A 24,274-nucleotide genomic window follows, 5' to 3' on the forward strand; every position below is an offset into this window, starting at 1 on the left:
TATGAGTTTAGCATCATTTAGTTTACGCCGTCCAGTTTTTGCAGTAGTCATGTCTATTATTCTCATGCTATTTGGCGGGATTGGCTATAAATTCTTGAGTGTCAGGGATTATCCAGCTATAGATCCTCCTGTGATTACTGTACGAACATCATACACAGGAGCCAATGCTGATATTATTGAAAGCCAGATTACAGAACCTTTGGAAAAAGCGATTAATGGTATTCAGGGTGTTCGGACTATTTCTTCTACCAGTTCGCAAGGGAGTAGCACTATTACTGTAGAGTTCAATTTGGATGTAGATTTGGAGGCTGCTGCCAATGATGTTCGTGATAAAGCTTCGCAGGCTACACGCCAATTGCCACAAGATTTGGATGCACCTCCAGTTGTTTCAAAAGCTGATGCTTCAGCAGACCCGATTATCATATTGGCAGTACAAAGTACAAAATTTAATATCTTAGAAATCAACGATTTTGCAGCAAATGTTCTACAAGAAAAATTGCAAACCATACCTGATGTCAGTCGTATTAATATTTTTGGTGATAAACGCTATGCTATGCGTCTGTGGTTTAAACCTGAAAGAATGCAGGCATACAATGTTACCATCAATGACATCCAACAAGCTCTCAATCGAGAAAATATAGAAATTCCTGGTGGTAAAGTATTTGGGAATAAAACGGAACTTACCATTAAGACTATTGGTAAGCTTTCTACAGAAGCAGACTTTGAAAATGTTGTGATTCGTTCCACACAAGATGGTATTATACGCCTCAAAGATATAGCAGGTGTAGAATTGGGTACAGAAATAGAAGAAACCAATTGGAAACTAAATGGAAATGGAGGTTTAGCTCTGGCTATTATTCCACAACCAGGGTCTAATTATGTTAAAATTTCAGAAGAGTTTAACAAACGTTTAGAAGAGCTCAAAAAAGAAATTCCTGAACATATTCGTTTTCAAGTTCTTTTCGACTCAACCAAATATATCAAGCAATCTATTGTAGAAGTAGCTGAAACACTGTTAATTGCCTTTGGATTAGTGGTGTTAATTATTTATTTATTTTTCCGTAATTGGCTCATAGCCATTCGCCCTCTCATTGATATTCCAGTTTCGTTGATAGCGACATTTTTCATTATGTATTTGGCCGGCTATTCTATCAATATTCTTACCATGCTGGGTATTGTGCTTGCAACAGGGCTTGTCGTAGATGATGGTATAGTCGTTACAGAGAATATTTTCAGAAAATTAGAACAAGGCTATCCAATCCAAAAAGCAGCCAAAGAAGGCAGTAACGAGATTTTATTTGCTGTTATTTCTACTTCTATTACACTTGCAGTTGTATTTTTACCCATTTTGTTCTTACAAGGTTTTGTAGGTTCTTTATTCAAAGAGTTTGGAGTAGTGGTAGCTGGAGCTGTACTTATTTCAGCTTTTGTATCACTTACACTCACACCTGTTTTGAATGTTTGGCTCAATAAAAAAGATGATAAACCCTCTTGGTTTTATAGAGTTACAGAACCTTTTTACGAAAAAATGGAATCAGGGTATAAAAGTACTTTACAAGCTTTTGTAAAAGTTAAGTTTATAGCTTTCGTGATTATTGGTGTTTGTATGGGAGCAATTTATTGGCTGTTTACAACTTTACCCTCAGAGTTAGCACCTATGGAAGATAGAAGCAATTTTCGTTTGAGTGTAACTGCTCCAGAAGGTACATCTTTCGATTATATGTCAGATTATGTAGATAGATTTGCTACATTTTTAAAAGATTCTATTCCTGAAGCAAAACTAGTATTTAGTTCAACGGCAGCTACTTTTGCAGGAGGTAGTACAAATTCTGCATTTTTAAGAGCAATCTTAACAGAACCCAATGAACGTACTCGTTCACAAAAAGAACTAGTTGACTATACCAATAAAAAGCTATCACAGTTTAATGATGGGCGTATTTTTGTAGTTCAAGAACAAACTATTTCTGTAGGTTTAGGTTCAAGAGGTGCTTTGCCTGTTCAGTTTGTTATACAAAATTTTGACTTTGAGAAAATCAAATCTGTTATTCCCAAATTTTTGGAAGAAGCTAGAAAAAGTGGAACGTTTCAAGCTGTAGATGTCAACCTAAAATTCAATAAACCTGAAATTGAAATTACAGTAGATAGACTCAAAGCCAAAGACTTAGGCGTTACAACTGCCGATATAGCTGAAGCACTACAAGCAGCTTATAGTGGTAGAAGAATTGGTTACTTTTTGATGAATGGCAAACAGTATCAGGTCATTGGGCAAGTAAGTAGAGAAAATAGAGATGAGCCAACAGATTTGAGTAGTATTTATATTCGTAACAATCGTAATGAGCTTGTACAGCTTAGTACACTTGTAAGCATTAAAGAAACCAGTAATCCTCCTCAGTTATTCCATTACAATCGTTATAAATCTGCTACGATTTCAGCATCTTTAGCTCCAAGTAAAACAATTGGGGACGGAATAACTGCCATGCAAGCCATTGGTAAAAATTTATTAGATGATACTTTTGCTACTTCTCTTTCAGGACCATCCAGAGATTATGCTGAAAGTTCGTCCAACACATCTTTTGCATTTTTATTAGCTTTATTATTGATTTACTTGGTCTTAGCTGCTCAGTTTGAGAGTTTTATTGATCCACTTATCATCATGTTTACAGTACCTTTAGCACTTGCAGGAGCATTATTAAGTCTTTGGATCTTTGGACAAACTGTGAATATTTTTTCTCAGATTGGCATGATTATGCTCATTGGTTTGGTTACTAAAAACGGTATTTTGATTGTAGAATTTGCAAACCAGAAACGAGAACATGGTACACCAAAATTGGAAGCTCTTTTGGAAGCCTCTAAGCAGCGTTTACGCCCCATCCTGATGACTTCATTGGCTACCATGCTGGGTGCATTGCCCATTGCCCTTTCATTGGGTGCTGCTGCCCAAAGTCGTATGCCTTTGGGAATTGTAATTGTTGGAGGGCTTTTATTTAGTTTAGTCCTAACATTGTATGTAATTCCTGCTATTTATATGTATTTATCACGCAAAAAACAAGTTCATAATAAAGAACTCGAAAGGGTCTAAAATTTCTTGGCATTTTTCTTGTTATAGCCAGTTGTATCCTTTATACCTTTTCCTCTAAAATATTTTTTATGCAGAACTATCAAATTCTTTGGGCTGATGATGAAATCGATTTGCTCAAGCCACATATTCTTTTTTTAAAACAAAAAGGATACGAAGTAACTCCTGTCAATAGTGGTTCAGATGCTTTAGATTTATTTCAAGAGCGAAATTTTGATGTTATATTTTTAGATGAAAATATGCCTGGAATGAGTGGTTTAGAAACTTTGAGCCAAATGAAAACCATTAAACCTCATATTCCTGTAGTGATGATTACTAAAAGTGAAGAGGAGTATATCATGGAGGAAGCTATTGGAGCAAAAATTTCAGATTATCTTATTAAACCTCTCAATCCCAACCAAATATTACTTTCTGTAAAGAAAATTTTAGAAAATAAACGTATCATTAGCGAAAAAACAAATCTCAATTATCAACAAGATTTTAGGAATTTAGCAATGGCTTTTGGTGATAATCTTGACCATGAAGAATGGGGAGATGTTTATAAAAAACTTGTACACTGGGAGTTGGCTTTGGAGCAATCTGAAGATAAAAGTATGAGAGAAGTTTTAGAAATGCAAAAGAGTGAGGCAAATACCAATTTTACAAAGTTTATTTGTAAAAATTATGAAAGTTGGCTCAACGATCCTTCAGCTAACAAACCCCTTCTTTCTCATCAGCTTTTTAAGAAAAAAGTTTTCCCTAATTTTGAAGATAAAACATTTTTCATTCTGATAGATAATCTCCGTTATGATCAATGGAGAATTTTAGCACCTATTATTGGTGAGTACTTCAATATTGAAGAAGAAAGTCTTTATTACTCTATTCTACCAACTACTACAGCTTATGCTCGTAATGCTATTTTTGCAGGCATGATGCCTTCAGATATGGAAAAGTATTATCCTCAATTGTGGAAAGGAGAAGATGATGAAGAAGGGAAAAATCTTCATGAAGAAGACTTTTTGAGAAAACAAGTAGAAAAAAACAAACTCAATCTCAAAGTTTCTTACAATAAAATTATCACCAATACACAAGGAAAAAGCCTTGTTGATAATTTTAAAAACCTCATGCATCACGATTTGAATGTAATTGTTTACAATTTTGTAGATATGCTTTCGCATGCTCGTACAGATATGCAGATGATTCGAGAGTTAGCTCCTGACGAGGCCGCTTATCGTTCTATTACAAAATCGTGGTTTATGCACTCACCTCTACTTGAGCTAGTTAAAAGAGTTGCAGATGCAAAAGGAAGACTTATTATTACGACTGACCACGGAACAATTCGAGTGAAACGTCCTTTCAAGATTATTGGAGATAAAAATGTAAATACTAATTTAAGATATAAACAAGGTAAAAACCTGAGCTTTGGCGATAAAGAAGTTTTTGATGCTCGTAAGCCTGAAAAACTATTTTTACCAAAACCCAATATATCAACCACTTATGTGTTTGCTGTGGAAGATTATTTCTTTGCTTACCCTAATAACTACAACTATTATGTAAGCTATTTTAAAGATACATTTCAACATGGTGGTATTTCTATGGAAGAAATGATTATTCCATTTATAACCTTAAAATCTAAATAAAAATAATGGGTTTTCATTATTATAATTACAGCATTTGGGTTGAAAAAGATGCTGATTTTTCAATGGAGAAGCTAAAGAATATTTTAGAAAATGTTGATTTCTTGAAAAAACCTGATGTTTCTATTCAGTTACAAAATAAAAAAATAACCATAGTTTTAGGTAATTATCATATTTGGTTGCCTTTTATGCAGGATTCTTTTGTAGAGCAAGAAGCTCAGGAATCGTCAGAGAGACATCCTTGTCTCAAAAACTGCAATGCTCGAATTGATATGTATGCAGAAGACGATCCTGATGAAAAATTTTATAATCAACAACTTATACTTGTAGAAACCATAGGTAATTTAAAAGGAACTCACATTTATGATCCTTATTTGGGAGAATGGATGAACTAAAAAAGCCCCAAATTAATTTGGGGCTTTGCTTTTATTTTAAATAATTGATACTTCTGTTTACAAATTCGCTTAATGATGCTCCTGATAATATTCCTTGTGAAAGCTGTGCTAAATCATAAAGATGTTGAGCTAATTTGATTTGAGTCGTTTCATCTGTTTCTTTCAGTACCTTCTGGATAAGTTCGTGATTTCCATTGATACTTACATTGAAGGTATTTTCGTTCAAAGCCCATGCCCAACCTTGTACTTTACTCATCTCTTGCATACGACGAATGTACTCAGGTAATGTAATCAGTACAGGCATTTCATCTAAAGGCATCGCTTGTACTTCAACTGTTACTTTATCATTTTTAATCACTTTTTTAAACAACTCTACGACCTTTTCAGATTCTTCTGTACTCAATACAGATGCCTGACTATCTTCTTTCTGAATCAGTTTATCCACCACTTCCGAATCTACTCTACGAACTTGCGTTTTTTCCAACTTTCTTTCAAGCATTTCGCCAAAGTGGTTATCCAACATACCCTCCAAAACTAATACATCATAACCTCGTTTATGAGCAGAGTCTATATAGGTGTACTGTTTTTCAAAATCGTTGGTATAAAGCAATACCAAATTTCCATTTTTATCAGTTTGGTTTACTTGTATATAATTTTTATACTCTTCTAATGTATAATATTTTGATTTCGTATTTTTTAGCAAACAAAATCTTTCAGCTTTTTCATAGAATTTCTCATCTGTAAGCATTCCATATTTTACAAAAAGTCCAATGCTATCCCATTTCTCTTCAAAACCAGTTCTGTTATCTTTAAAAAGCTCGTTAAGTTTATCAGCTACTTTTTTGGTAATGTAACTATTGATTTTCTTCACATTACCATCTGCTTGTAAATAGCTTCTTGAAACGTTCAAAGGAATGTCTGGTGAATCTATTACTCCATGTAAAAGCATTAAAAATTCAGGTACAATATCTTTTACTTCGTCAGTGATAAATACTTGGCGAGAGTATAACTGAATTTTGTTTTTTTGTTGTTCAATGTTATTTTTTACTTTAGGAAAATATAAAATCCCTGTCAGATTGAATGGGTAATCTACATTGAGGTGAATCCAAAAAAGAGGGTCTTCTGAAAAAGGATATAATTCTTTATAGAATTTTAGATAATCCTCGTCTTTTAACTCACTGGGTTGGCGAGTCCAGATGGGTTGTGTTTCATTAATTTTTTCGCCTTCTATTTCTATACTTACAGGCAAGAAACGGGCATATTTTTTAAGAATATCTTTCAGGCGAGAGCTTTCTAAAAATTCTTCTGAATCTTCTGCTACATGCAAAGTGATGGATGTTCCTCTTTCTTTTTTCTCTGAACCTTCTATGCTAAACTCTGTGCTTCCTTCACAAGTCCACTTGGCAGCAGGAGCATCTTGATATGATTTGGTGTCTAATTCCACTTTTTTAGAAACCATAAAAGCAGAGTAGAATCCTAAACCGAAATTTCCGATAATTTGGTTTCGAGCATCTGTAATCTTATCTTGATATTTTTGTACAAACTCATTTGCTCCTGAAAATGCTATCTGATTGATGTATTTGTCAATCTCTTCAGCTGTCATCCCTATTCCATTATCAGAAATGGTTATGGTTTTTGCCTCTTTATCAACAGACACATTTACCTTTAATTCTCCAAGCTCTCCTGTATACTCGCCCAAAGAACTCAAACTTTTTAGTTTTTGACAAGCATCTACAGCATTTGAAATTAATTCACGCAAGAAAATTTCATGATCTGAATACAAAAATTTCTTGATAATAGGGAAAATGTTTTCAGTATTGATTGAAAGTGTACCTTTGGCTTGCATATTTTTATTCTATTTGGTTTTACAGACTGCTATTCAAAAGCTATTCCAAGCCATAAAACCTGACAAATTGACACAAAAAAAGCTCCAAAATTTTACTCTTGAAGCTTTTTATTAAAATTTATATAATTCTATCTGTCTCTGTCATATCGGGGGTTATTGTCTTCATAACCTCCATCTTTATTTTTATTATAGAAATCTTCCATTTCCGTTTTGATATTTTCAAACGTTTCAACAGGAATTTCATAGGACAAAACAGCTTGTCTATCTATCTCAAAATCATTAGAAAAATTGCTCCAAGAGCTGTAACGAACAGCTCCATTTTTATAATTTTTAAGAGCTTCATCAATTTTTTGAGAACACAACCAAATATGTCCAGCCACAATTCTGAAATAAGCATCATCTTCAATAGCCAACGAATCGGAAATATATGTTTGAGCTTTTTCTATATCTTTCAGAGCTAAGTAAGTTTGTGCTATTCTTCCTAAATTCCATGAAGGCTCAGAAGTATTATTTGCCTGAGCTTTTAAATGATACTCCAAAGACTTTTGATAATTACCTAATTTATAATAACACCAGCCTGCTTTACCTAAAGCCCAACCATCTCTGGGGCTTTGGCGTTCAGCTAATAATAGAAACTCAACAGCTTTAGCAAAATCTTTTTGTTTCAAATAACACCAACCAGTATTACTCAAATTCCAAGCATCTGTAGCATCTAAATTAAATACTTTCAAGTGATATTCTAAAGCCTCTTCGTATTTATCTTGCGATGAATAGCACCAACCAATATTTTTCAAAATCCATGTATTATTAGGTTTGAGAGCATCCGATTTTTTATAATACTCTGCTGAACGATCTAAATCCATTTTTTCTCTATAACACAAGGCGATTTCCTCTAAAAGATTGCTATGTTCTCCATTCAATTTTTCTGCCTGTAAATAATATTTAAGAGCATTATCATAATTTCTTTCTTTATTTTTATAATAATTACCCAACTCATAATTTGCTGTAAAATTCTGTGGATTGTCTTCCACTGTTCTAATCAAATCATTGACATTTCCAGACTCTACAGCCTTGATAATCTGAGCGTTATTCTTTCGATAGTTTATGACATTTTCTCGCATCACAAAGTATTCTTTTTCATTAATACCATGTTTTTGCACCAAAGACCAATCACTGTCATAATCTCGCAAGAATGTTTCTTCATCAGGAGCAAGCAAAATACTTTCTTGATAATAATTAACTGCTTTATCTTTTTGCCCCAAGCACCAATACACATGAGCAAGCATGAGCATTACTACACCATTTTTACCCAAATCTTCTGAACGTTCTAAGTAAAAACGAGCTTCTTCCAAATTGCCCAATATAAAATTACACCAGCCTATTTGTCTTTCATTCCAAGAATCTTGTGTATTGATTTCGTGGGCTTTGAGATGATACTCTAATGCTTTTGTATAATCTCCAAGTTTTTGGTAACACCAACCCACATTTCCAACATTCCAGTCATCTTTTGGATTAACCTCCATAGTTTTCAAGTGCCATTCTAAAGCTTCTTGGAATTTCCCCACTTTTCCATAGCACCAACCTAAATTCCCTGTATTCCAAGAATCCATAGGATTTAATTTAGCAGATTTTGCATGATACTCGATAGCGTCTCCATATTTACCAACAGAGGACAAACACCAACCAATTTGGCTCATATTCCAAGCATCTTCAGGGTCTAAATCAGCTGCTCTTTTATGGAAAGAAAGTCCTTGTTCGTAATTACCAATAGAAGAATATGCCCAACCTGTGTTACTCAAGTTCCAAGCATCTGTAGGGTCTAAATCAGCAGCTTTTAAATGATAAGTCAAGGCATTTTCAAACTGTTTGATTTGCCCATAACAATAACCTATTTTACCCAAGTTCCAAGGATTGTTCCCTTCATACTCATCCGATTTAAGATGATATTTAAGAGCAGTATTATAATCGTGAAGTTTTAAATAACACCAACCCAGATTTCTTAAATTCCAAGCATCAGAAGGTTCTGTTCTATTCACACGAATATGATATTCTAAAGCGTCTTCGTATCTACCCATCGAAGACAGACACCAACCTATATTTTTAAGAATCCAATTTTCGTCTGGCTCTAATTTATCCGCTACATAATAATATTCAAGAGCTTTTGCATAATTACGAAGCTCTCTGTAAGCAAAAGCAAGTTGCTCTATAGCTTCAGGGTTTTCAGGTTCTAAATCGTGAGCTTCAGAGAAATACTTAATAGCATTTTCAAAATCGTTGGTATCCAAGTAATGATACCCTAAATCTACAACAGCATCATAATCTTTTGGGGAATTACGATAGTTGTTAAGTAGTGTTTCTAAATCTTTGGGGTCGTCATTGAAGTCGTCGTCAAAAAAATCGTCCATAGTATTTATTGATAGTTTTTTAGCAAATTAATTCTTTTAAAGCATTTTGTAAAGAAAAAAGTCAAGAATATGACAATGTGAATATAAATAATTGAAAATCATTGTTTTAAAATCAAAAATATATGTTTTTTCAAATATCTAAACTTTATCTCAAAATATTTTGTTAATTTTGCATACTTATCCAGAAAGCCTGAGACATGGGGTCTATGAAGGCTTGGCAACCGTTCCACCCGCAAGGAAAATGGTGCCAAATCCCCCTCAAAACTTGTTTTGAGAAAGATAAGTGTAGCCTATCTACTTATGCCTACGCTTGTTTTTATGAAATTATCTCTCTGGATTTAGTTAAATACTAATAATTCAAGAAAATAACTATGAATATACCCAGAGGTATCTACAAACACTACAAAAATAATTTATACGAAGTTTTTGAGATTGCTACTCACTCAGAAACAGGGGAGAAACTTGTAGTTTATAGAGCTTTGTATGGTGAATATGGTGTTTGGGTAAGACCTTTGTCTATGTTCACAGAAGAAATAGAATGGGAAGGCAAAAAAATAAAAAGATTTGAATTGATAAAAGAGTTTTAAGAGATAATAACCATTTCCTATACAAAAATGACGACTAATATTTACGAAATACTGAAAGAGAGAATCCTTGTGCTGGATGGTGCAATGGGGACAATGATTCAGCAATATAAGCTGACTGAAGAAGACTATCGTGGTGAAAGATTTAAAGATTTCCCTCATGATTTGAAGGGAAATAATGACTTGCTTTCTATTACACAGCCCGAAATTATCAAAGAAATCCATAGAAAATACCTAGAAGCAGGTGCTGATATTTTAGAAACCAATACTTTTAATAGTACTTCTGTTTCGATGGCAGATTATCACATGGAAGATTTGGTGTATGAACTAAATTATTTATCTGCAAAAATTGCTAAAGAAGTTTGTGAAACATATAAAACTATTACTCCTGATAGACCTCGTTTTGTAGCAGGTTCGTTAGGTCCAACCAGCAAAACCACTTCGCTTTCTCCTGATGTCAATAACCCTGGATTTAGAGCTATTACTTTTGATGAGCTCGTAGAAGCTTATACAGAACAGATAAGAGGTTTGGTAGAGGGTGGGGCAGATTTATTACTTGTTGAAACTATTTTTGACACGCTAAATGCCAAAGCCGCTTTATTTGCTATAGAAAGTTTCTTTGAAAAAACAGGTAAAAAACTACCTATCATGGTTTCTGGAACTATCACTGATGCTTCAGGACGCACACTTTCAGGGCAAACAGCAGAAGCATTTTTAATTTCAGTTTCACATTTGCCATTACTTTCTGTAGGTTTCAATTGTGCTTTAGGTGCTGACTTATTACGTCCGTATTCAGAAGAAATTGCTCAGAAAGCTCCATTTTTTACATCTGCACACCCCAACGCAGGCTTACCCAATGCCTTTGGAGAGTACGATCAAACTCCTGAAGAAATGGCATCCATTATTGATGGCTTTTTGAAAGATGAGCTTGTCAATATTATTGGTGGCTGTTGTGGCACTTCACCAGCTCACATCAAGGCTATTGCAGACCTTACTAAAAAATATAAGCCTCGTCCATTGCCTCAGAACGATGAAATTTCTAAATATTCAGGTTTAGAGCCTCTCAAAGCTACCAAAGAAATTCGTTTCATCAATGTGGGTGAGCGTACCAACGTAACAGGTTCAAGGGCTTTTGCAAAGCTTATCAAAGAAGAAAAATATGAAGAGGCTTTGGCTGTAGCTCGTAATCAAGTAGAGGGTGGAGCTCAGATGATAGATGTAAACATGGATGAAGGGATGCTAGATTCTGAAGCCGTCATGGTTACCTTTCTAAACCTAATTGCCTCAGAACCAGATATTGCAAAACTACCTATCATGATTGACAGCTCTAAGTGGAGTGTTATTGAAGCTGGTTTAAAATGTGTACAAGGAAAAGCTGTTGTAAACTCTATTTCACTTAAAGAAGGTGAAGTGGATTTTATCAAGAAAGCTAATTTAGTTAAAAAATATGGTGCAGCCGTGATTGTAATGGCTTTTGATGAAAATGGACAAGCTGATAGTTATGAACGCCGTATTGAAATCTGTGAAAGAGCCTATAATATTCTTACTGAGCAAGTAGGTTTCCCTGCCAACGATATTATTTTTGACCCTAATATCCTCACTGTTGCCACAGGTATCGAAGAACACAATAATTATGCAATAGATTTTGTAAATGCAACCCGTTGGATAAAAGAAAATTTACCTCATGCTAAAGTTTCTGGTGGTGTAAGTAATATATCTTTCAGCTTTAGAGGCAATGAAGTAGTTCGTGAGGCGATGCACTCAGCATTTTTATACAAAGCCATCCATGCTGGTATGGATATGGGCATTGTAAATGCAGGACAATTGGCTGTTTATGAAGATATTCCAAAAGATTTATTGGAATTGGTAGAAGATGTTCTTTGGAATAGAAGACCTGATTCTACTGAAAGATTGGTTTCTTTTGCCGAAAAAATTAAAGATAAAGGAGGGAAAACCCAAGAAGTAGATTTATCGTGGAGAAACGAACCTGTAGCCAAACGTTTGGCTTATGCCTTGATGAAAGGTATTGCAGATTATATTGAAGTAGATGTAGAAGAAGCCAGACATACTTTTGAAAGACCATTACAAGTGATTGAAGGTCCATTGATGGATGGAATGAACATCGTAGGTGATTTGTTTGGAGAAGGTAAAATGTTCTTGCCTCAAGTAGTAAAATCAGCAAGGGTGATGAAAAAAGCTGTGGCATATCTCATGCCTTTTATGGAAGAAGAAAAATTAAAAAATGCTGATACATCCTCTTCTTCGGCTGGGAAAATTCTTTTGGCTACTGTAAAAGGAGATGTTCATGATATTGGTAAAAATATTGTGGGTGTAGTACTTGCTTGTAATGGCTTTGAAATCATTGACTTAGGTGTAATGGTTTCTACACAAAAAATCTTGGAAGCGGCCAAAAAAGAAAATGTAGATATTATCGGACTTTCAGGGCTTATCACGCCAAGTCTTGATGAAATGGTGGGTGTTGCCAAAGAAATGGAGCGTGAAGGCTTTAAAGTACCCTTGTTGATTGGTGGAGCAACAACTTCTAAAGCTCATACAGCTGTAAAAATTGCTCATAACTATTCTGGTGCTGTAGTTCATGTATTAGATGCCAGCCGAAGTGTACCTGTTGCAACCAAATTACTCACCAAAGAAGCAGGGGAGAGTGAAAAGTTTGTAGCTGATATTAAAGAAGAATACATTAAAATTAAAGAAGACTTTTTGAACAGAAAATCTGATAAAAACTATATTTCTTTAGAAGAAGCTCGTAAAAATAAGGTAAAAATTGATTGGAACAGCCAAACAATTACAAAACCTCAATTTTTAGGAAATCAGTATTTTATCAATTACGATTTAGCTGAAATAGCAAAATATATTGACTGGACTCCTTTCTTCCAAACTTGGGAGTTGGCAGGGAAATTCCCTAAAATCTTAGATGATGAAATCGTTGGGGTAGAGGCTCGAAAGCTTTATGCAGATGCTCAAAAAATGCTTGAGAAAATTATTGCAGAGAAATCTCTACAAGCCAATGCAGTCATAGGTTTTTACCCATGCAACAGTGTAGGAGATGACGATATTGTTTTATATGATTTTGAAAATGTAGAAGTTACTACACAATGCGATAAACATGGTGAACACAAACATCAAGTTTCCCAACCTAAGAAAAAACAGGAAAAAGAACAAGATGCTGACATTCTGGTAGCAGAAAATAATTTTGAAACGCTTGAAGTATTGCATACACTTCGTCAGCAGAACCAAAAAGCTGAAAATTTACCAAACTTTGCCTTAGCAGATTTCATTGCTCCACAAGAAACAGGCAAAACAGACTATATGGGCTTTTTTGCTGTTACAGCGGGTATTGGTATCGAAAAAATTGTTGAAGCTTACGAAAAAGACCATGACGATTACAATGCCATTATGGTAAAAGCCATTGCAGATCGTTTGGCAGAAGCATTTGCTGAACTGATGCATGAGCGTACACGCAAAGAGTTTTGGGGTTATGTGAAGAATGAGCATTTTACAAATGAAGATTTGATTAAAGAAAAATACATTGGTATACGCCCTGCTCCAGGGTATCCTGCATGCCCCGACCACACAGAAAAAGGCATGATTTTCCAGCTTTTACAAGCAACTGAAAAAATAGGCATTACGCTTACAGAAAGCTATGCGATGTATCCCACAGCAGCCGTTTCAGGAATGTATTTTTCCAATGCAGAAAGTAAATATTTTGGTTTAGGAAAGATAGGAAAAGACCAAGTAGAAGATTACGCCAAACGCAAAAAAATGACTTTAGATGAAGCAGAACGCTGGTTAAGCCCTGTTTTGAATTATTAAGAAAAGCTTTACAAATACTTGAAGATACGCACAAAAATGCGTATCTTTTTATTTTAAAAACATATTTCGATGGATATTTATAATGAAGAAACTGTACAAGTATTAACATCCGTAGAACATATTAGAAAAAGACCTGGGATGTATATTGGTTGTATTGATAGAAGTGGTATATTGAATATATTCCGAGAAATTTTAGAGAATTCATTAGAGAATAAAAATTGGTGTACTGTCCAAATACTCATCAATAAAGATAGTTATAAAATAAAGTTTGACACTTGTTGGTTTGAACCTATTAAAATTCAAAATCTATATCTTCATATAAATCTTATTCCAATAGGTAGTTTCTCATCTACACAATTTGGTTTTATAGTTCTAAATGCTTTATCTACAAGTTGTGTTTTTAAGTTTCAAAAAGAAGAGTTACACTTTTCAGAAGGAAATTATATTAAAACAAAAAATAAAAACCGTTCTAATTTTATAATAGAATTTATTCTTGATAAAAGAGTTTTCTCACTCAATACTTTACCTTATACCAATTTAATGAATATGCTTCAGGAGTTATCATTTTTAAACCCTGACCGAAAGTTTATTGTTGAGGATAAGCAAAATAATTTTAAATCTGCTTTTCATCATCCCAAAGGAATATTAGAACATTTTTTTCATTTGACATTTGAGAAAACTTTATTATCAAGTCCTATTACTATTCACACAGAAAAAAATGATTATAAACTTGATATAGTTTTTGCCTATACCAATGATTTAGACAAAAAAAATAAACCTATATATTATTCATATTCCTATGTAAACAATAATTTATGTTTTTTAGGAGGTTCTCATGAAAATGCTTTTAAAAGAGGATTAAAATCTGTTTATAAAAATTTGAATTTAGAACATTTGAGTAACAAAAGTATAATAGTTGTAATTTACTTACAAATACCCGAAAATGAAGTTGCTTTTTCTGGTGCTACACGAAGATGTTTATACATACCTAATTTGGAATCTTGGATAAAAAAATCAGTTCTTGATTCTGTTTCAACATATTTTAGAGAAAACTTATCTGTTTTAGATGAAATAAAGATTCCTATTTCATCTTATTATTAATTTTACTACCCTTACTCCATCATCTTCTTTTTGTATTCATAAATATGAAGGTAGCCCTCTTCACGAACTTCTACTTCTATTTTATGTTTTTTAGATATTTTGGCTATTTCAGAAGAATCTAAACTTCCTTTATTGGCAAGTTCTCTACTTATATCTTTCAGCAAATCAATATTTTGCATGAGAAGTTCATTAGTTTCAACCACTAATTGAGCTATCATTTTTTCTATCTCAGCATCTGTAACATACGAATCAAGTTTGTAAGGATAAGCCTCCAGACTATACACAGCTTGAAACGCATCATCAAAACCGAATCTTCTGAAATAATCAGACGCTAAAACTGTTATTTGGTCTCTATCGTGGCTTCTACCGACACTGGCTTTCTGTTTTCCAAAAATAATTTCTTCAGCTATTCCACCAGCCAAGTAAATCTTGATTTTATTGATAATATTTTCTTTGGTTTCGTATATCTGATGAGGGAATGTGAAGCCACCTGCATAGCTACTGGCTATTTTACTTTTCAATTGCAATGGAGCCAATCCCATGAGTTTCATATATACAACTGCGTGTCCTGCCTCATGTACACTGATATTGGCAACTACATCATCCAAGTTGGATTCTCTGATTTTATCAATACGTCCCACGTAAGGATATTCCGATTTAACATTGCCCACCAAAGCCTCTATTCTTTGTTCTTTTTTGTTGTAGTCAATATGGATATTTGTAAAATCGTTGATAATGGCTGTAAACACAAACTGATTCAAGCAAGATTCTAAAATGTCAATGATGCTACTAAACACAGGGCGTACGCCTTGTACAGGAAAAACGCCATTGTTATAAATTAATTCATTCATTTTCTTGGTAATCGTAATATCAATATTTAGCTTTTCTTTACGATCAATAATAATTTTTTGAATCTCTTTTTCAATCAAATTTTCAAAATCTATTCTTCGTAAAGAGTTGTAAATAAGGTGTATATTACCAAAACGAGCTACTTGCTCAGGTCTAAATTTTCGAGAAAGAGCATTTTTAATGTCTACCAACGTAATTTTTTTGGTAAATGCATGGAAAATATCTGCATCTACGTCAGCTTCGCTGGTTTGATCTGCCATTCTGAAAGCCTCATCCAAATTACCACTAATAATAATTAGCGATTTGCTATGGTTGATAGGCTCATAGATTTTCTTTTTCTTTTTGGACTGAAGAATTAAGTCTACTACCTGCGATTCTGTGAGTTCAGTTATTTCATCATAATTAGAATCCAGACTCAAATTTTTCTTCAAGTCTTTTGCATCCCAAAGACTCACAGAACTTCCTTCTTCATACATATCTTCACCACGAGCTTTTCTGCGTTCTTTGTCTTTTTTTCTGTTCATATAATTAAACAGAATATAGTCTAAATCCTGACGTTCCTTTCTACTCAATCTTCCATCACTTAGTAGCTCCCAAAAATCTGTAAATTTGGTTTGAGGCATAGGTCTTCCTTCTTCATCGAGCGTGTTAAAACGCTGAATTTCATCAAATAAAATAATCGAAGGTTTTTCATCATTGATTTCATAATTTTCCAAAATTTGAGCAACACTATTGCTCCAACCACTTTGGTCTATATTACTTAATTCTATTTCTGCAAAACGATCTTGGAAATCAATAAATTTAACCATTTTCCTGATTAAATCTGTTTTTCCAACACCTGTCATTCCCCAAAGGTTTACAATAATGGGACGGTTTAAGATTTCAGGAATCAGATACCAAATTTCTATATAATTGATAAGGTCATCAATGATGTTATCAATTCCAATAAATTCTGTTTTTAAGTATTCTTTACACTCTTCTAATTTTTTTTTCTTTGCAGCAAGCTCTTGTTTGTCTATCACCATAATTTTTCAAAAAAATTTACGCATTACATGGACTACAAATATAATCAAAAAGTGTGCTTTTTTTGTTATATTTATATCTTATAATTTTATGTGATAACAATTTATAATTTGAGAAAAAATGGATTTTGGAAAACTGAAAGACATTAGTCATATAGATTTTTCGTTACCTACTGAAAGTAGCGAAAATAAAAGGGTTTTAGCTCAAAAATACGATAAAACGTTGGAGGTTTATGTGGGCTGTCCCATTTGGGCAACCAAAGAATGGGTTGGTAAAATTTATCCTTCCAATGCTCAAAGCAAAGATTACCTGAAATATTATGCGGAGCAATTCAATAGTATTGAACTGAATACTACTCATTACAGAGTTCCAGATAAAGAAACTATTGAAAAATGGAAAGAAGATGTAACTGAAGGTTTTAAGTTTTCACCCAAATTTCCTCAACCCATTTCCCATGAAAAGAAACTACAAGGTGTTGGACTGATGGTCAAGGAATTTTGTGATGCCATTGCAGGTTTAAAAGAACATTTGGGCGTTTCTTTTTTACAATTACCTCCATTTTTTGAGTTCAAAGATTTACATATTTTAGAGTCTTTTTTAAACTCATTTCCAAAAGAAATTCCTTTATCTATTGAATTCCGGCATGCTTCATGGTTTAAAAATGATGCTTTTGAAAAAACTGCTCAAATTCTAGAAAAACACCACATAAGTACAGTTATTACTGATGTTGCAGGCAGGAGAGATGTTTTACATCAACGCATTACCACAGATACTTTACTCATTCGTTTTGTTGGAAATACTTTACACCCAACTGATTATACACGTATAGATACTTGGGTAGAACAACTCAAAAATTGGTTTGAACAAGGTCTTAAAACGCTTTATTTTTTTGTACATGAACCTGATAATGTGCTTGCTCCAGACTTATCTGTTTATTTTATTCAAAAGTTAAATAATGTTTGTAAATTGCAACTCAAAATTCCTCAGATAAAACAAAAAGATATTCAGATTAAGTTGTTTTAATGAATATCATAAGATATAAGATTTATTTAAGATGATTTCTTTGAAGTTAGGTGGCGTTCCCGAACATTTCAATCTCCCTTGGCGATTAGCGATTGAAGAAGGTGTTTTCAAAAATCAAAACATTGATTTACAATGGATTGATCATGCAGGCGGTACTGGTTCTATGACCAAAGCTCTGCGTGAAGGCGAATTAGATATGGCTATTTGCCTCACAGAAGGTATTGTAGCTGATATAGCAAAAGGCAATGGTGCTAAAATTATAAAAGTTTATGTAAAATCTCCTCTTACTTGGGGTATTTATGTAAATGCCAACAGTTCTTTCCAAGGGATTGAAGAATTGGAGGGGAAATTTTTTGGTATCAGCCGATTTGGATCAGGTTCACACCTCATGGCTTATGTAAAAGGGCGAGATTTAAATTGGAATACAAAAAAAATGCAATTTGTGTTGCTTAAAAACTTAGATGGTATCAGAGAAGGGCTTAAAAGTAATCTTGCTGATACATTTATGTGGGAACAAGTGATGACACAGCCTTATGTAGATAATGGTGAATTAAAACAAATTGGACAATGCATCACACCTTGGTCTTGTTTTGTGTTGGCAGTAAGAACAGATGTTCTTGAAAAGCATGAGTTTGTTATTAAAACAATTTGCCAAACACTTAATTATTATGTAAAAGGGTTTAAGCAACGTCCACAAATCATCCATATCTTGGCTGATAGATATAACATAGATTTAGAAGACACTGCTCACTGGTTACATCAAACTATTTGGGATGAAACCAATGAAATCCCTGAAACCATGATACAAAAAGTACAAGATACCTTGCAGGAATTGGAAATTATACCAAATACAAAAAACTATCAGGATTTAGTTCATATTTTATGATAAGATTTTTGATTTTTCTTTTTGTTTGTTTTTTCATAAGCAATTGTAAACCAAAAGAATGCTTCAAAGAAACAGGCTCAGTACAAAAAATAAAAAAAGAGATTGGATATTTTAAAAGTGTATGGGCAGAAGATAATATTAGTGTAGAATTGGTTGAAGGAAATGAAATATTTTTAGAGGCAGGAGAAAAACTAATAAATGGTATAGACTTCAAACTCAGAGAAGATAGCACCTTGATTATCAGCAATAAAAATTCTTGTAGTTGGTTGAGGAGTTATGATATTCCTGTAAAAGTGTATGTAGGAATCAATAATATAAGTTATATTAATTGGCGAAGTTATGGAAATTTGACTAGTGAAGAAAATCTACGTTTTGGATATTTACAATTAGATATTTTTGACGTAAATCCCAAAATAAATCTGAATATCAATGCCATTGGTTTGTTTTTGTATTACAACTTGGGAGCTGATATTACTCTTGAAGGTACAAGTAGTGAACTTTCCATTTTTACAAGAGGTTATGGCAAGGTTGATGCCTCTAATTTAGCTACTCATTCAGCAAGAATTATACATCAAGGCCAAAATAATATCTTGGTTCAACCTCTTGAAGTTTTGGATGTATTGATAGAAAGTTCTGGAAATGTGGTATATACAAAAGAACCCAAAGAAAAAAAGATTACGATTAAGGGTTCTGGAAAAATTATTAAACAATAAAATCGTTCATTTATAAACATTATCAGATAATTATGTCAAAATTTGCTTGGGAAGCCATTAAAGAATTCAGAGACATTAAATTTGAGTTTTTTGAAGGTATAGGAAAAATTACTATCAATCGCCCTCGTTATCGTAACGCATTTCGTCCCGAAACGGTTATGGAGATGATTGAAGCTGTTGATTATTGTAGATACAGCGATAAAATTAATGTAGTTGTTCTTACAGGAGAAGGCGATAAAGCCTTTTGTAGTGGTGGCGACCAAAATGTAAAAGGTACAGGTGGATATATTGGAGAGGATGGCGTACCTCGTCTGAATGTGTTGGATTTACAGAAAAAAATCCGTTCCTTACCCAAACCTGTGATTGCAATGGTCAATGGTTATGCCATTGGTGGTGGGCATGTGTTGCATGTTGTTTGCGATTTGAGTATTGCTTCTGACAATGCTATTTTCGGACAAACAGGTCCTAAAGTGGGCAGTTTTGATGGAGGCTTTGGTTCTTCGTATCTGGCTCGTGTGGTAGGGCAGAAAAAAGCTCGTGAAATCTGGTTTTTGTGCAGACAATACAGTGCAGAGCAAGCCTTAGAAATGGGTCTTGTCAATACTGTTGTACCCTTCGATAAATTGGAAGAAGAAACTGTACAATGGTGTAGAGAAATCCAAGAATTGAGCCCTCTTGCATTGCGTATGATAAAAGTGGGTTTGAATGCAGAATTAGACGGACAAGCTGGTATTCAGGAACTTGCAGGAAATGCTACACTTTTATATTACTTGACCGAAGAAGCTCAAGAAGGTAAAAAAGCATTCTTAGAAAAAAGAAAGCCTGACTTCCAAAAATATCCAAAATTCCCTTAGTAGATAAGAGAATTTTATTCATAAATTCAAAAAAAATACAAAAAACAACTGTATTTTTTTTGAATTTATTATATTTGTAACAGAACTTTATCCAAACAATCATCAATACCATGACAAGTGAACAGAAAAAAGCCTTATTGTTGCTCAAAGCTGTTATTTTCAATTATCACGGTTTAGATGATGAAGAGAGAAAAATCTTAGAGAAAACAGCCAAAGAAATAGATGGTTATGAAGAGCTTGAATGGGTAAACGATTTCATTGCTCAAGACCATTTTAGTTCTTTTGAAAGGGCAAGAGGTTTCTTCAACAATACCATCCAAACACTTGATAATCAAACTCGTCTTTCTTTTTTGGTACAGGCATGGGATGCCAATAGGGTCAAAGGTTATGTAAGCGAAATAGAAGCAACATCTTTGCTCAAATTATCAAAAGACTGGCATATCCAAAAAGAGTTTGTTTCTTTTGTAAGAAATCGCCCAAACTGATTTTATAAAAAATTTGATGTGCCATTTTTTTTGTGTACCTATAGGGACTGCTCACCAAAATAGTCTATATTGTACATATGGCACATCATTATACATATCAACTCTATTCTCATAAAATTGTTTCTTAAGTTTGAGATTGGATGAAATTTTAAAGATTATAATAATCATTAAAATTCTAATTATTGTTATCTCTTACAAATAAATTTCTTTTTTGATTCGTTTTCCTGACCTAGCTAAGTTTGTGGTTGGTAATATACCAATCACAAGAGGAAATAATTGAAAGCTATTTTTTACGTTTCTTCCTATTTTTATTAAACTCCTCATCCTTAATTACCTGATAAGGTGAAAGTATTCTATCTGACAACTCTCTAATTTGATTGCTACCCACACCTCTAAAATTGACGTCATCTAGAAATAAAGCTTTATAATTAGAGACTTCTGATGGAGAAGGTTTTGGTAAATTCCTATTCATTACTGTTTCTAAAATAAAAAAGCCGTATTGTTGTGTGGTATCAGAAATAAATAGCCTTTTACCTTGATAACCTGCATTTTTATTTTCATAGAGTAAATACAATTTTCCTATTTGTTTAGGTTTATTCCAAAGTCCTAAATTAATAATCTCATAATAGGCACGTGGAATAGAATCCAAATTTTGGTAAACGATTTTATCAGTTTCTTCTGTATTTCCAGTAAAATCACGCATTCGACGAGGTAAAAAATATGGATATTTTGCTTTATTATATTTAGCAAGTCTTCTTTCTTGTTCATCATATCTAATAGAGTCTTCATTATATTTTCTATCAAAATTGCTTTCCAATATCTTCATCTCTTCTGATATTTTTTCTTGGAAAATTGTTTTTATTTTTTGATAGCAATTCTCATAGATATATAAATTAAATTGAATACTTTTTGAATCATAAATACCCAAATATACACCAGAAATCTCTCCCTTATCGAACATATACCTGATTGAGTCAGAAAAATTTCTTTCGCTTTTGTGATGAATCTTACAACTCATCAGAAATACAAATATAATATACAGCCATCTCATAAGCCTATTGCATAATTAGTAAATATCAAATGACCTCTGGTGTGAGTTTGCAACTCGCATATCTTATTTTTTAGCTTGGTATGAGCTAATAGACCTCATGAACTCTTCATTTTTCACTTTAGTTGTAGGGTCTTTTATTTCTTCATCTGTAATAATGCGATAGGGTACCTCTACTACGTCTTTGTAAATACCATAAAAGCATTCAGGTTTATGTTCTTTTTCTACACAAAAACTATCAAGAGAAGAATTAACTAATTTACTTACCAAAACGCCTTCTAAATTGCTTTTATATGATATAAAATTTTGCTTAGCTATTTGAAAATAAAAACCATTGCTTGTTGTATCAGAAGTATAAATAACTCTTTCTCCATTTTCAAAATTTAGCTTAGAAAAATATAACTTACCTAATTTTTTAGGTTTGAAAGCTGCTGATAAATTTATTATTTCATAATATATAACGCTTTTAGATTCTTTTGTTTTTTTATAATAGTCCTCACCTTTGGTAGAATATCTTGCTGACCACCAATCTTCATAGTTCTCATATCTTATGTAGTGGCAAATGGTTAGTAAAAAATATGAACTATGATATGTACCTGCTATCTCGTAATTGCTTCCAAGATACATTCCATCATATTTAGCAGAATCTAAACTTACTGTTTTAATTTCTTCATTTTTTGCTTTATCACATCCCCATAATAAAAGCAGTGAAAAATATAACAATTTCATATCACTATTGCAGAATTAGGTGAAATTACACTTAGATATTCATATTTAGTGGAATTTTTAAGTATTTCTGTCCTAAGTTTTGTTTTAAGTGTGTCTGCTCTTTTGCCTTTGTTGGTGAAGAAGACCAACGAAAATAAACAATTCCTTGTTGGTGTTGCGTGCTAAAACACTAATAAGAGCTAAAAAAGCTCGCACCAGCATTTATTTTATTTTTTTACTTCTTCATCTAAAATAATTCGATAAACAGAGTTTGAAATTTTAGAATATTCGCTATGACACAATTCATTTGCCTTATGTTCAGTACTTGTGATTTTTAAGGATTTTAAAGTTTTTTTTGGAATATAGCCTGATGGCATAAAAACAGGATGGGTTTGTACAACAAACCATCCAAATTTAGAAGTTGTATCAGAAATGTAAATATCTCCACCACCTATTGCATTTTTTTCTTGTGTACCAATTGAGTATAAACGTCCAATGGTTTTATGTTTTTGCCAACTCTTTTTATCCGTAATTTCATAATAAACTACTTGCCGATTTTTCTTGTTCAAGTTATACTCTATAAGGTTACCATTACTATCTTCTTTTGGAATAATACCTTTTTTGGTCAAAGAGTCTATATGTGTCTTTTCAATAGATAACTTTGGGTAATCAATATTTCTTGAATAAAAGCATAAATTTAATATGAAACGTTCTCCTTCATACATTCCAGAGGGATTGAATGCTCCTTTTTTTATATGATATTTAGAACTGTCTTGTACAATAATTTTAATATGGTTATGAGATATTTTTGTATCCTCTTCATGGGTACAAGCAAGAAAAACTAAGAAAACAAAACAACACAACTTTTTCATAAACCTATGGCACAGTTTGGATAAATGAGGTATTTATCAGTATTATTTGCATCATCAATCATGCCAGCCATGGCAGTTAAATTGGAGATATCTTTTGCCTTCGTTGGTGAAGAACACCAACGAAAATAAACAATTCCTTGTTGGTGTCGCTGTGCTAAAACACCAACAAGGGCTAAAAACCTTTACTCATGAGAGTTGGGTTGTCTAATATGTTATAAGCAACTATTGTTAAATGGATACTTAATTTGCTTTCCTTTATATATTTTTGAAGACTTTTTTCAAATATCAAAACCTGCTCTTTAAGATTATTTGAAGTTTGATAAAATGTAATTACTATGGAATTATAATTGTTTTCTTCAATGGTTAAAGTGCTTTTAATAGTTGTTTCTAATACATTGTTTACCAATATTTGAGCAAAAAAAGCTATCCATTTATCTTTATAAGAAAAATTAATATCATATTCTTTTTCTAAAAAATGATAGATTTGGTAATCTTGTAATTGATTATTTAATGCGAATAAACATAGAATAATATCTGAATTATTTGGGTTTTCATAGCTTACTATATAATCATATTCTATACATAATTTACCATTAACATATTCTAAATCATTTTCCATATCTTGACCCAGAATTAAAGCCTGTTCTAATTCTAATTCCTTAGCTTTTTTATCAAATACAAAATAAATCGTAAAATCCATATTTTCATGATGGGCATTTTCCAATAAAAAAATAGATTTCATGTTTTTGGAAATATTGCCAAAAGTACTCCATATAAAACTTCTAGTTATTCTTAATATTTTGTCTTGTTTATTCATCAACCAATTAAATTAAGAAGTTATATTTTACTCAATACTACTATAAGACTAGTTCATATAGTGTATAATTAACTAAAACTATACCTGCTCGTGTGAGTTTGCAATTCATACCTCTTTTTGTGTGAAATCCACCTCCATTTTT

General features: G+C 32.9%; 18 protein-coding genes. 11 read left to right on the plus strand and 7 right to left on the minus strand.

Annotation, left to right across the window (positions count from 1 at the left end; all coding sequences use genetic code 11):
- Nucleotide 1 precedes the first annotated feature (1 nt).
- The 3 genes from AD998_00880 to AD998_00890 all read left to right on the plus strand — a co-directional run bounded on the left by AD998_00880 (nt 2) and on the right by AD998_00890 (nt 5,087).
- Nucleotides 2-3,079: an acriflavin resistance protein gene (locus AD998_00880; GenBank protein KOY84894.1), complete on the plus strand. Its 3,078-nt coding sequence runs from the start codon at nt 2-4 to the stop codon at nt 3,077-3,079.
- A 68-nt stretch (nt 3,080-3,147) separates the two neighbouring features.
- A complete protein-coding gene (locus tag AD998_00885; protein ID KOY84895.1) occupies nt 3,148-4,695 on the plus strand; it encodes a chemotaxis protein CheY in 1,548 nt (515 codons plus the stop codon).
- Between the two features lie 5 nt (nt 4,696-4,700).
- A complete protein-coding gene (locus AD998_00890; GenBank protein KOY84896.1) occupies nt 4,701-5,087 on the plus strand; it encodes a hypothetical protein in 387 nt (128 codons plus the stop codon).
- Between the two features lie 31 nt (nt 5,088-5,118).
- Here the strand turns inward: AD998_00890 and AD998_00895 are convergent, their stop codons facing one another.
- Entirely contained in the window at nt 5,119-6,933 is a 1,815-nt protein-coding gene (locus AD998_00895; GenBank protein ID KOY84897.1) for a molecular chaperone Hsp90, read from the minus strand.
- A gap of 128 nt (nt 6,934-7,061) precedes the next feature.
- Complete coding sequence (locus AD998_00900; GenBank protein KOY84898.1) at nt 7,062-9,338, minus strand: hypothetical protein; 2,277 nt, start codon at nt 9,336-9,338, stop codon at nt 7,062-7,064.
- 371 nt (nt 9,339-9,709) lie between these two features.
- Here AD998_00900 and AD998_00905 point away from each other — a divergent pair, with 371 nt between their 5' ends.
- The 3 genes from AD998_00905 to AD998_00915 all read left to right on the plus strand — a co-directional run bounded on the left by AD998_00905 (nt 9,710) and on the right by AD998_00915 (nt 14,854).
- On the plus strand, nt 9,710-9,925 hold the full coding sequence (locus AD998_00905) for a hypothetical protein (GenBank protein KOY84899.1): 216 nt from the start codon (nt 9,710-9,712) through the stop codon (nt 9,923-9,925).
- A gap of 27 nt (nt 9,926-9,952) precedes the next feature.
- On the plus strand, nt 9,953-13,753 hold the full coding sequence (locus AD998_00910; GenBank protein KOY84900.1) for a methionine synthase: 3,801 nt from the start codon (nt 9,953-9,955) through the stop codon (nt 13,751-13,753).
- Nucleotides 13,754-13,822: 69 nt separating this feature from the next.
- Nucleotides 13,823-14,854 (plus strand): hypothetical protein, encoded by a 1,032-nt coding sequence (locus AD998_00915; protein KOY84901.1) that lies wholly within the window; start codon nt 13,823-13,825, stop codon nt 14,852-14,854.
- An 11-nt stretch (nt 14,855-14,865) separates the two neighbouring features.
- Here the strand turns inward: AD998_00915 and AD998_00920 are convergent, their stop codons facing one another.
- The gene (locus tag AD998_00920) at nt 14,866-16,731 is read right to left on the minus strand and encodes a peptidase M41 (GenBank protein KOY84902.1); all 1,866 of its coding nucleotides are present in this window, start codon (nt 16,729-16,731) and stop codon (nt 14,866-14,868) included.
- A 115-nt stretch (nt 16,732-16,846) separates the two neighbouring features.
- Here AD998_00920 and AD998_00925 point away from each other — a divergent pair, with 115 nt between their 5' ends.
- The 5 genes from AD998_00925 to AD998_00945 all read left to right on the plus strand — a co-directional run bounded on the left by AD998_00925 (nt 16,847) and on the right by AD998_00945 (nt 20,687).
- Nucleotides 16,847-17,749: a hypothetical protein gene (locus tag AD998_00925; GenBank protein ID KOY84903.1), complete on the plus strand. Its 903-nt coding sequence runs from the start codon at nt 16,847-16,849 to the stop codon at nt 17,747-17,749.
- 31 nt (nt 17,750-17,780) lie between these two features.
- Nucleotides 17,781-18,635, plus strand: a complete 855-nt coding sequence (locus tag AD998_00930) for a hypothetical protein (GenBank protein KOY84904.1) — start codon at nt 17,781-17,783, stop codon at nt 18,633-18,635.
- Complete coding sequence (locus tag AD998_00935) at nt 18,632-19,348, plus strand: hypothetical protein (GenBank protein KOY84905.1); 717 nt, start codon at nt 18,632-18,634, stop codon at nt 19,346-19,348. Before AD998_00930 ends, AD998_00935 begins: the two co-directional genes overlap by 4 nt.
- Before the next feature lie 32 nt (nt 19,349-19,380).
- Entirely contained in the window at nt 19,381-20,202 is an 822-nt protein-coding gene (locus tag AD998_00940; GenBank protein KOY84906.1) for a dihydroxynaphthoic acid synthetase, read from the plus strand.
- A gap of 110 nt (nt 20,203-20,312) precedes the next feature.
- Nucleotides 20,313-20,687 carry a hypothetical protein gene (locus tag AD998_00945; protein KOY84907.1) on the plus strand — a complete coding sequence of 125 codons (375 nt, stop codon included), beginning with the start codon at nt 20,313-20,315 and terminating at the stop codon, nt 20,685-20,687.
- Nucleotides 20,688-20,970: 283 nt separating this feature from the next.
- On the opposite strand, the gene AD998_00950 is transcribed toward AD998_00945, so the two are convergent.
- From AD998_00950 to AD998_00965, 4 genes are all read right to left on the minus strand, one after another.
- A complete protein-coding gene (locus AD998_00950; protein KOY84908.1) occupies nt 20,971-21,648 on the minus strand; it encodes a hypothetical protein in 678 nt (225 codons plus the stop codon).
- A gap of 153 nt (nt 21,649-21,801) precedes the next feature.
- Nucleotides 21,802-22,464: a hypothetical protein gene (locus AD998_00955; GenBank protein ID KOY84909.1), complete on the minus strand. Its 663-nt coding sequence runs from the start codon at nt 22,462-22,464 to the stop codon at nt 21,802-21,804.
- Between the two features lie 206 nt (nt 22,465-22,670).
- Nucleotides 22,671-23,315, minus strand: a complete 645-nt coding sequence (locus tag AD998_00960; protein ID KOY84910.1) for a hypothetical protein — start codon at nt 23,313-23,315, stop codon at nt 22,671-22,673.
- 172 nt (nt 23,316-23,487) lie between these two features.
- Nucleotides 23,488-24,132 carry a hypothetical protein gene (locus tag AD998_00965; GenBank protein ID KOY84911.1) on the minus strand — a complete coding sequence of 215 codons (645 nt, stop codon included), beginning with the start codon at nt 24,130-24,132 and terminating at the stop codon, nt 23,488-23,490.
- Nucleotides 24,133-24,274: the final 142 nt, after the last annotated feature.

This window comes from bacterium 336/3 (genome assembly GCA_001281695.1).
GTDB lineage: Bacteria > Bacteroidota > Bacteroidia > Cytophagales > Thermonemataceae > Raineya.

Coding starts and splice junctions, on each gene's coding strand:
- AD998_00910 (KOY84900.1), top strand. CDS start 9,953: ATGACGACTAATATTTACGAAATACTGAAAGAGAGAATCCTTGTGCTG.
- AD998_00915 (KOY84901.1), top strand. CDS start 13,823: ATGGATATTTATAATGAAGAAACTGTACAAGTATTAACATCCGTAGAA.
- AD998_00935 (KOY84905.1), top strand. CDS start 18,632: ATGATAAGATTTTTGATTTTTCTTTTTGTTTGTTTTTTCATAAGCAAT.
- AD998_00885 (KOY84895.1), top strand. CDS start 3,148: ATGCAGAACTATCAAATTCTTTGGGCTGATGATGAAATCGATTTGCTC.
- AD998_00960 (KOY84910.1), bottom strand. CDS start 23,315: ATGAAAAAGTTGTGTTGTTTTGTTTTCTTAGTTTTTCTTGCTTGTACC.
- AD998_00945 (KOY84907.1), top strand. CDS start 20,313: ATGACAAGTGAACAGAAAAAAGCCTTATTGTTGCTCAAAGCTGTTATT.
- AD998_00895 (KOY84897.1), bottom strand. CDS start 6,933: ATGCAAGCCAAAGGTACACTTTCAATCAATACTGAAAACATTTTCCCT.
- AD998_00930 (KOY84904.1), top strand. CDS start 17,781: ATGATTTCTTTGAAGTTAGGTGGCGTTCCCGAACATTTCAATCTCCCT.
- AD998_00950 (KOY84908.1), bottom strand. CDS start 21,648: ATGTTCGATAAGGGAGAGATTTCTGGTGTATATTTGGGTATTTATGAT.
- AD998_00940 (KOY84906.1), top strand. CDS start 19,381: ATGTCAAAATTTGCTTGGGAAGCCATTAAAGAATTCAGAGACATTAAA.
- AD998_00905 (KOY84899.1), top strand. CDS start 9,710: ATGAATATACCCAGAGGTATCTACAAACACTACAAAAATAATTTATAC.
- AD998_00925 (KOY84903.1), top strand. CDS start 16,847: ATGGATTTTGGAAAACTGAAAGACATTAGTCATATAGATTTTTCGTTA.
- AD998_00880 (KOY84894.1), top strand. CDS start 2: ATGAGTTTAGCATCATTTAGTTTACGCCGTCCAGTTTTTGCAGTAGTC.
- AD998_00965 (KOY84911.1), bottom strand. CDS start 24,132: ATGAATAAACAAGACAAAATATTAAGAATAACTAGAAGTTTTATATGG.
- AD998_00955 (KOY84909.1), bottom strand. CDS start 22,464: ATGAAATTGTTATATTTTTCACTGCTTTTATTATGGGGATGTGATAAA.
- AD998_00900 (KOY84898.1), bottom strand. CDS start 9,338: ATGGACGATTTTTTTGACGACGACTTCAATGACGACCCCAAAGATTTA.
- AD998_00890 (KOY84896.1), top strand. CDS start 4,701: ATGGGTTTTCATTATTATAATTACAGCATTTGGGTTGAAAAAGATGCT.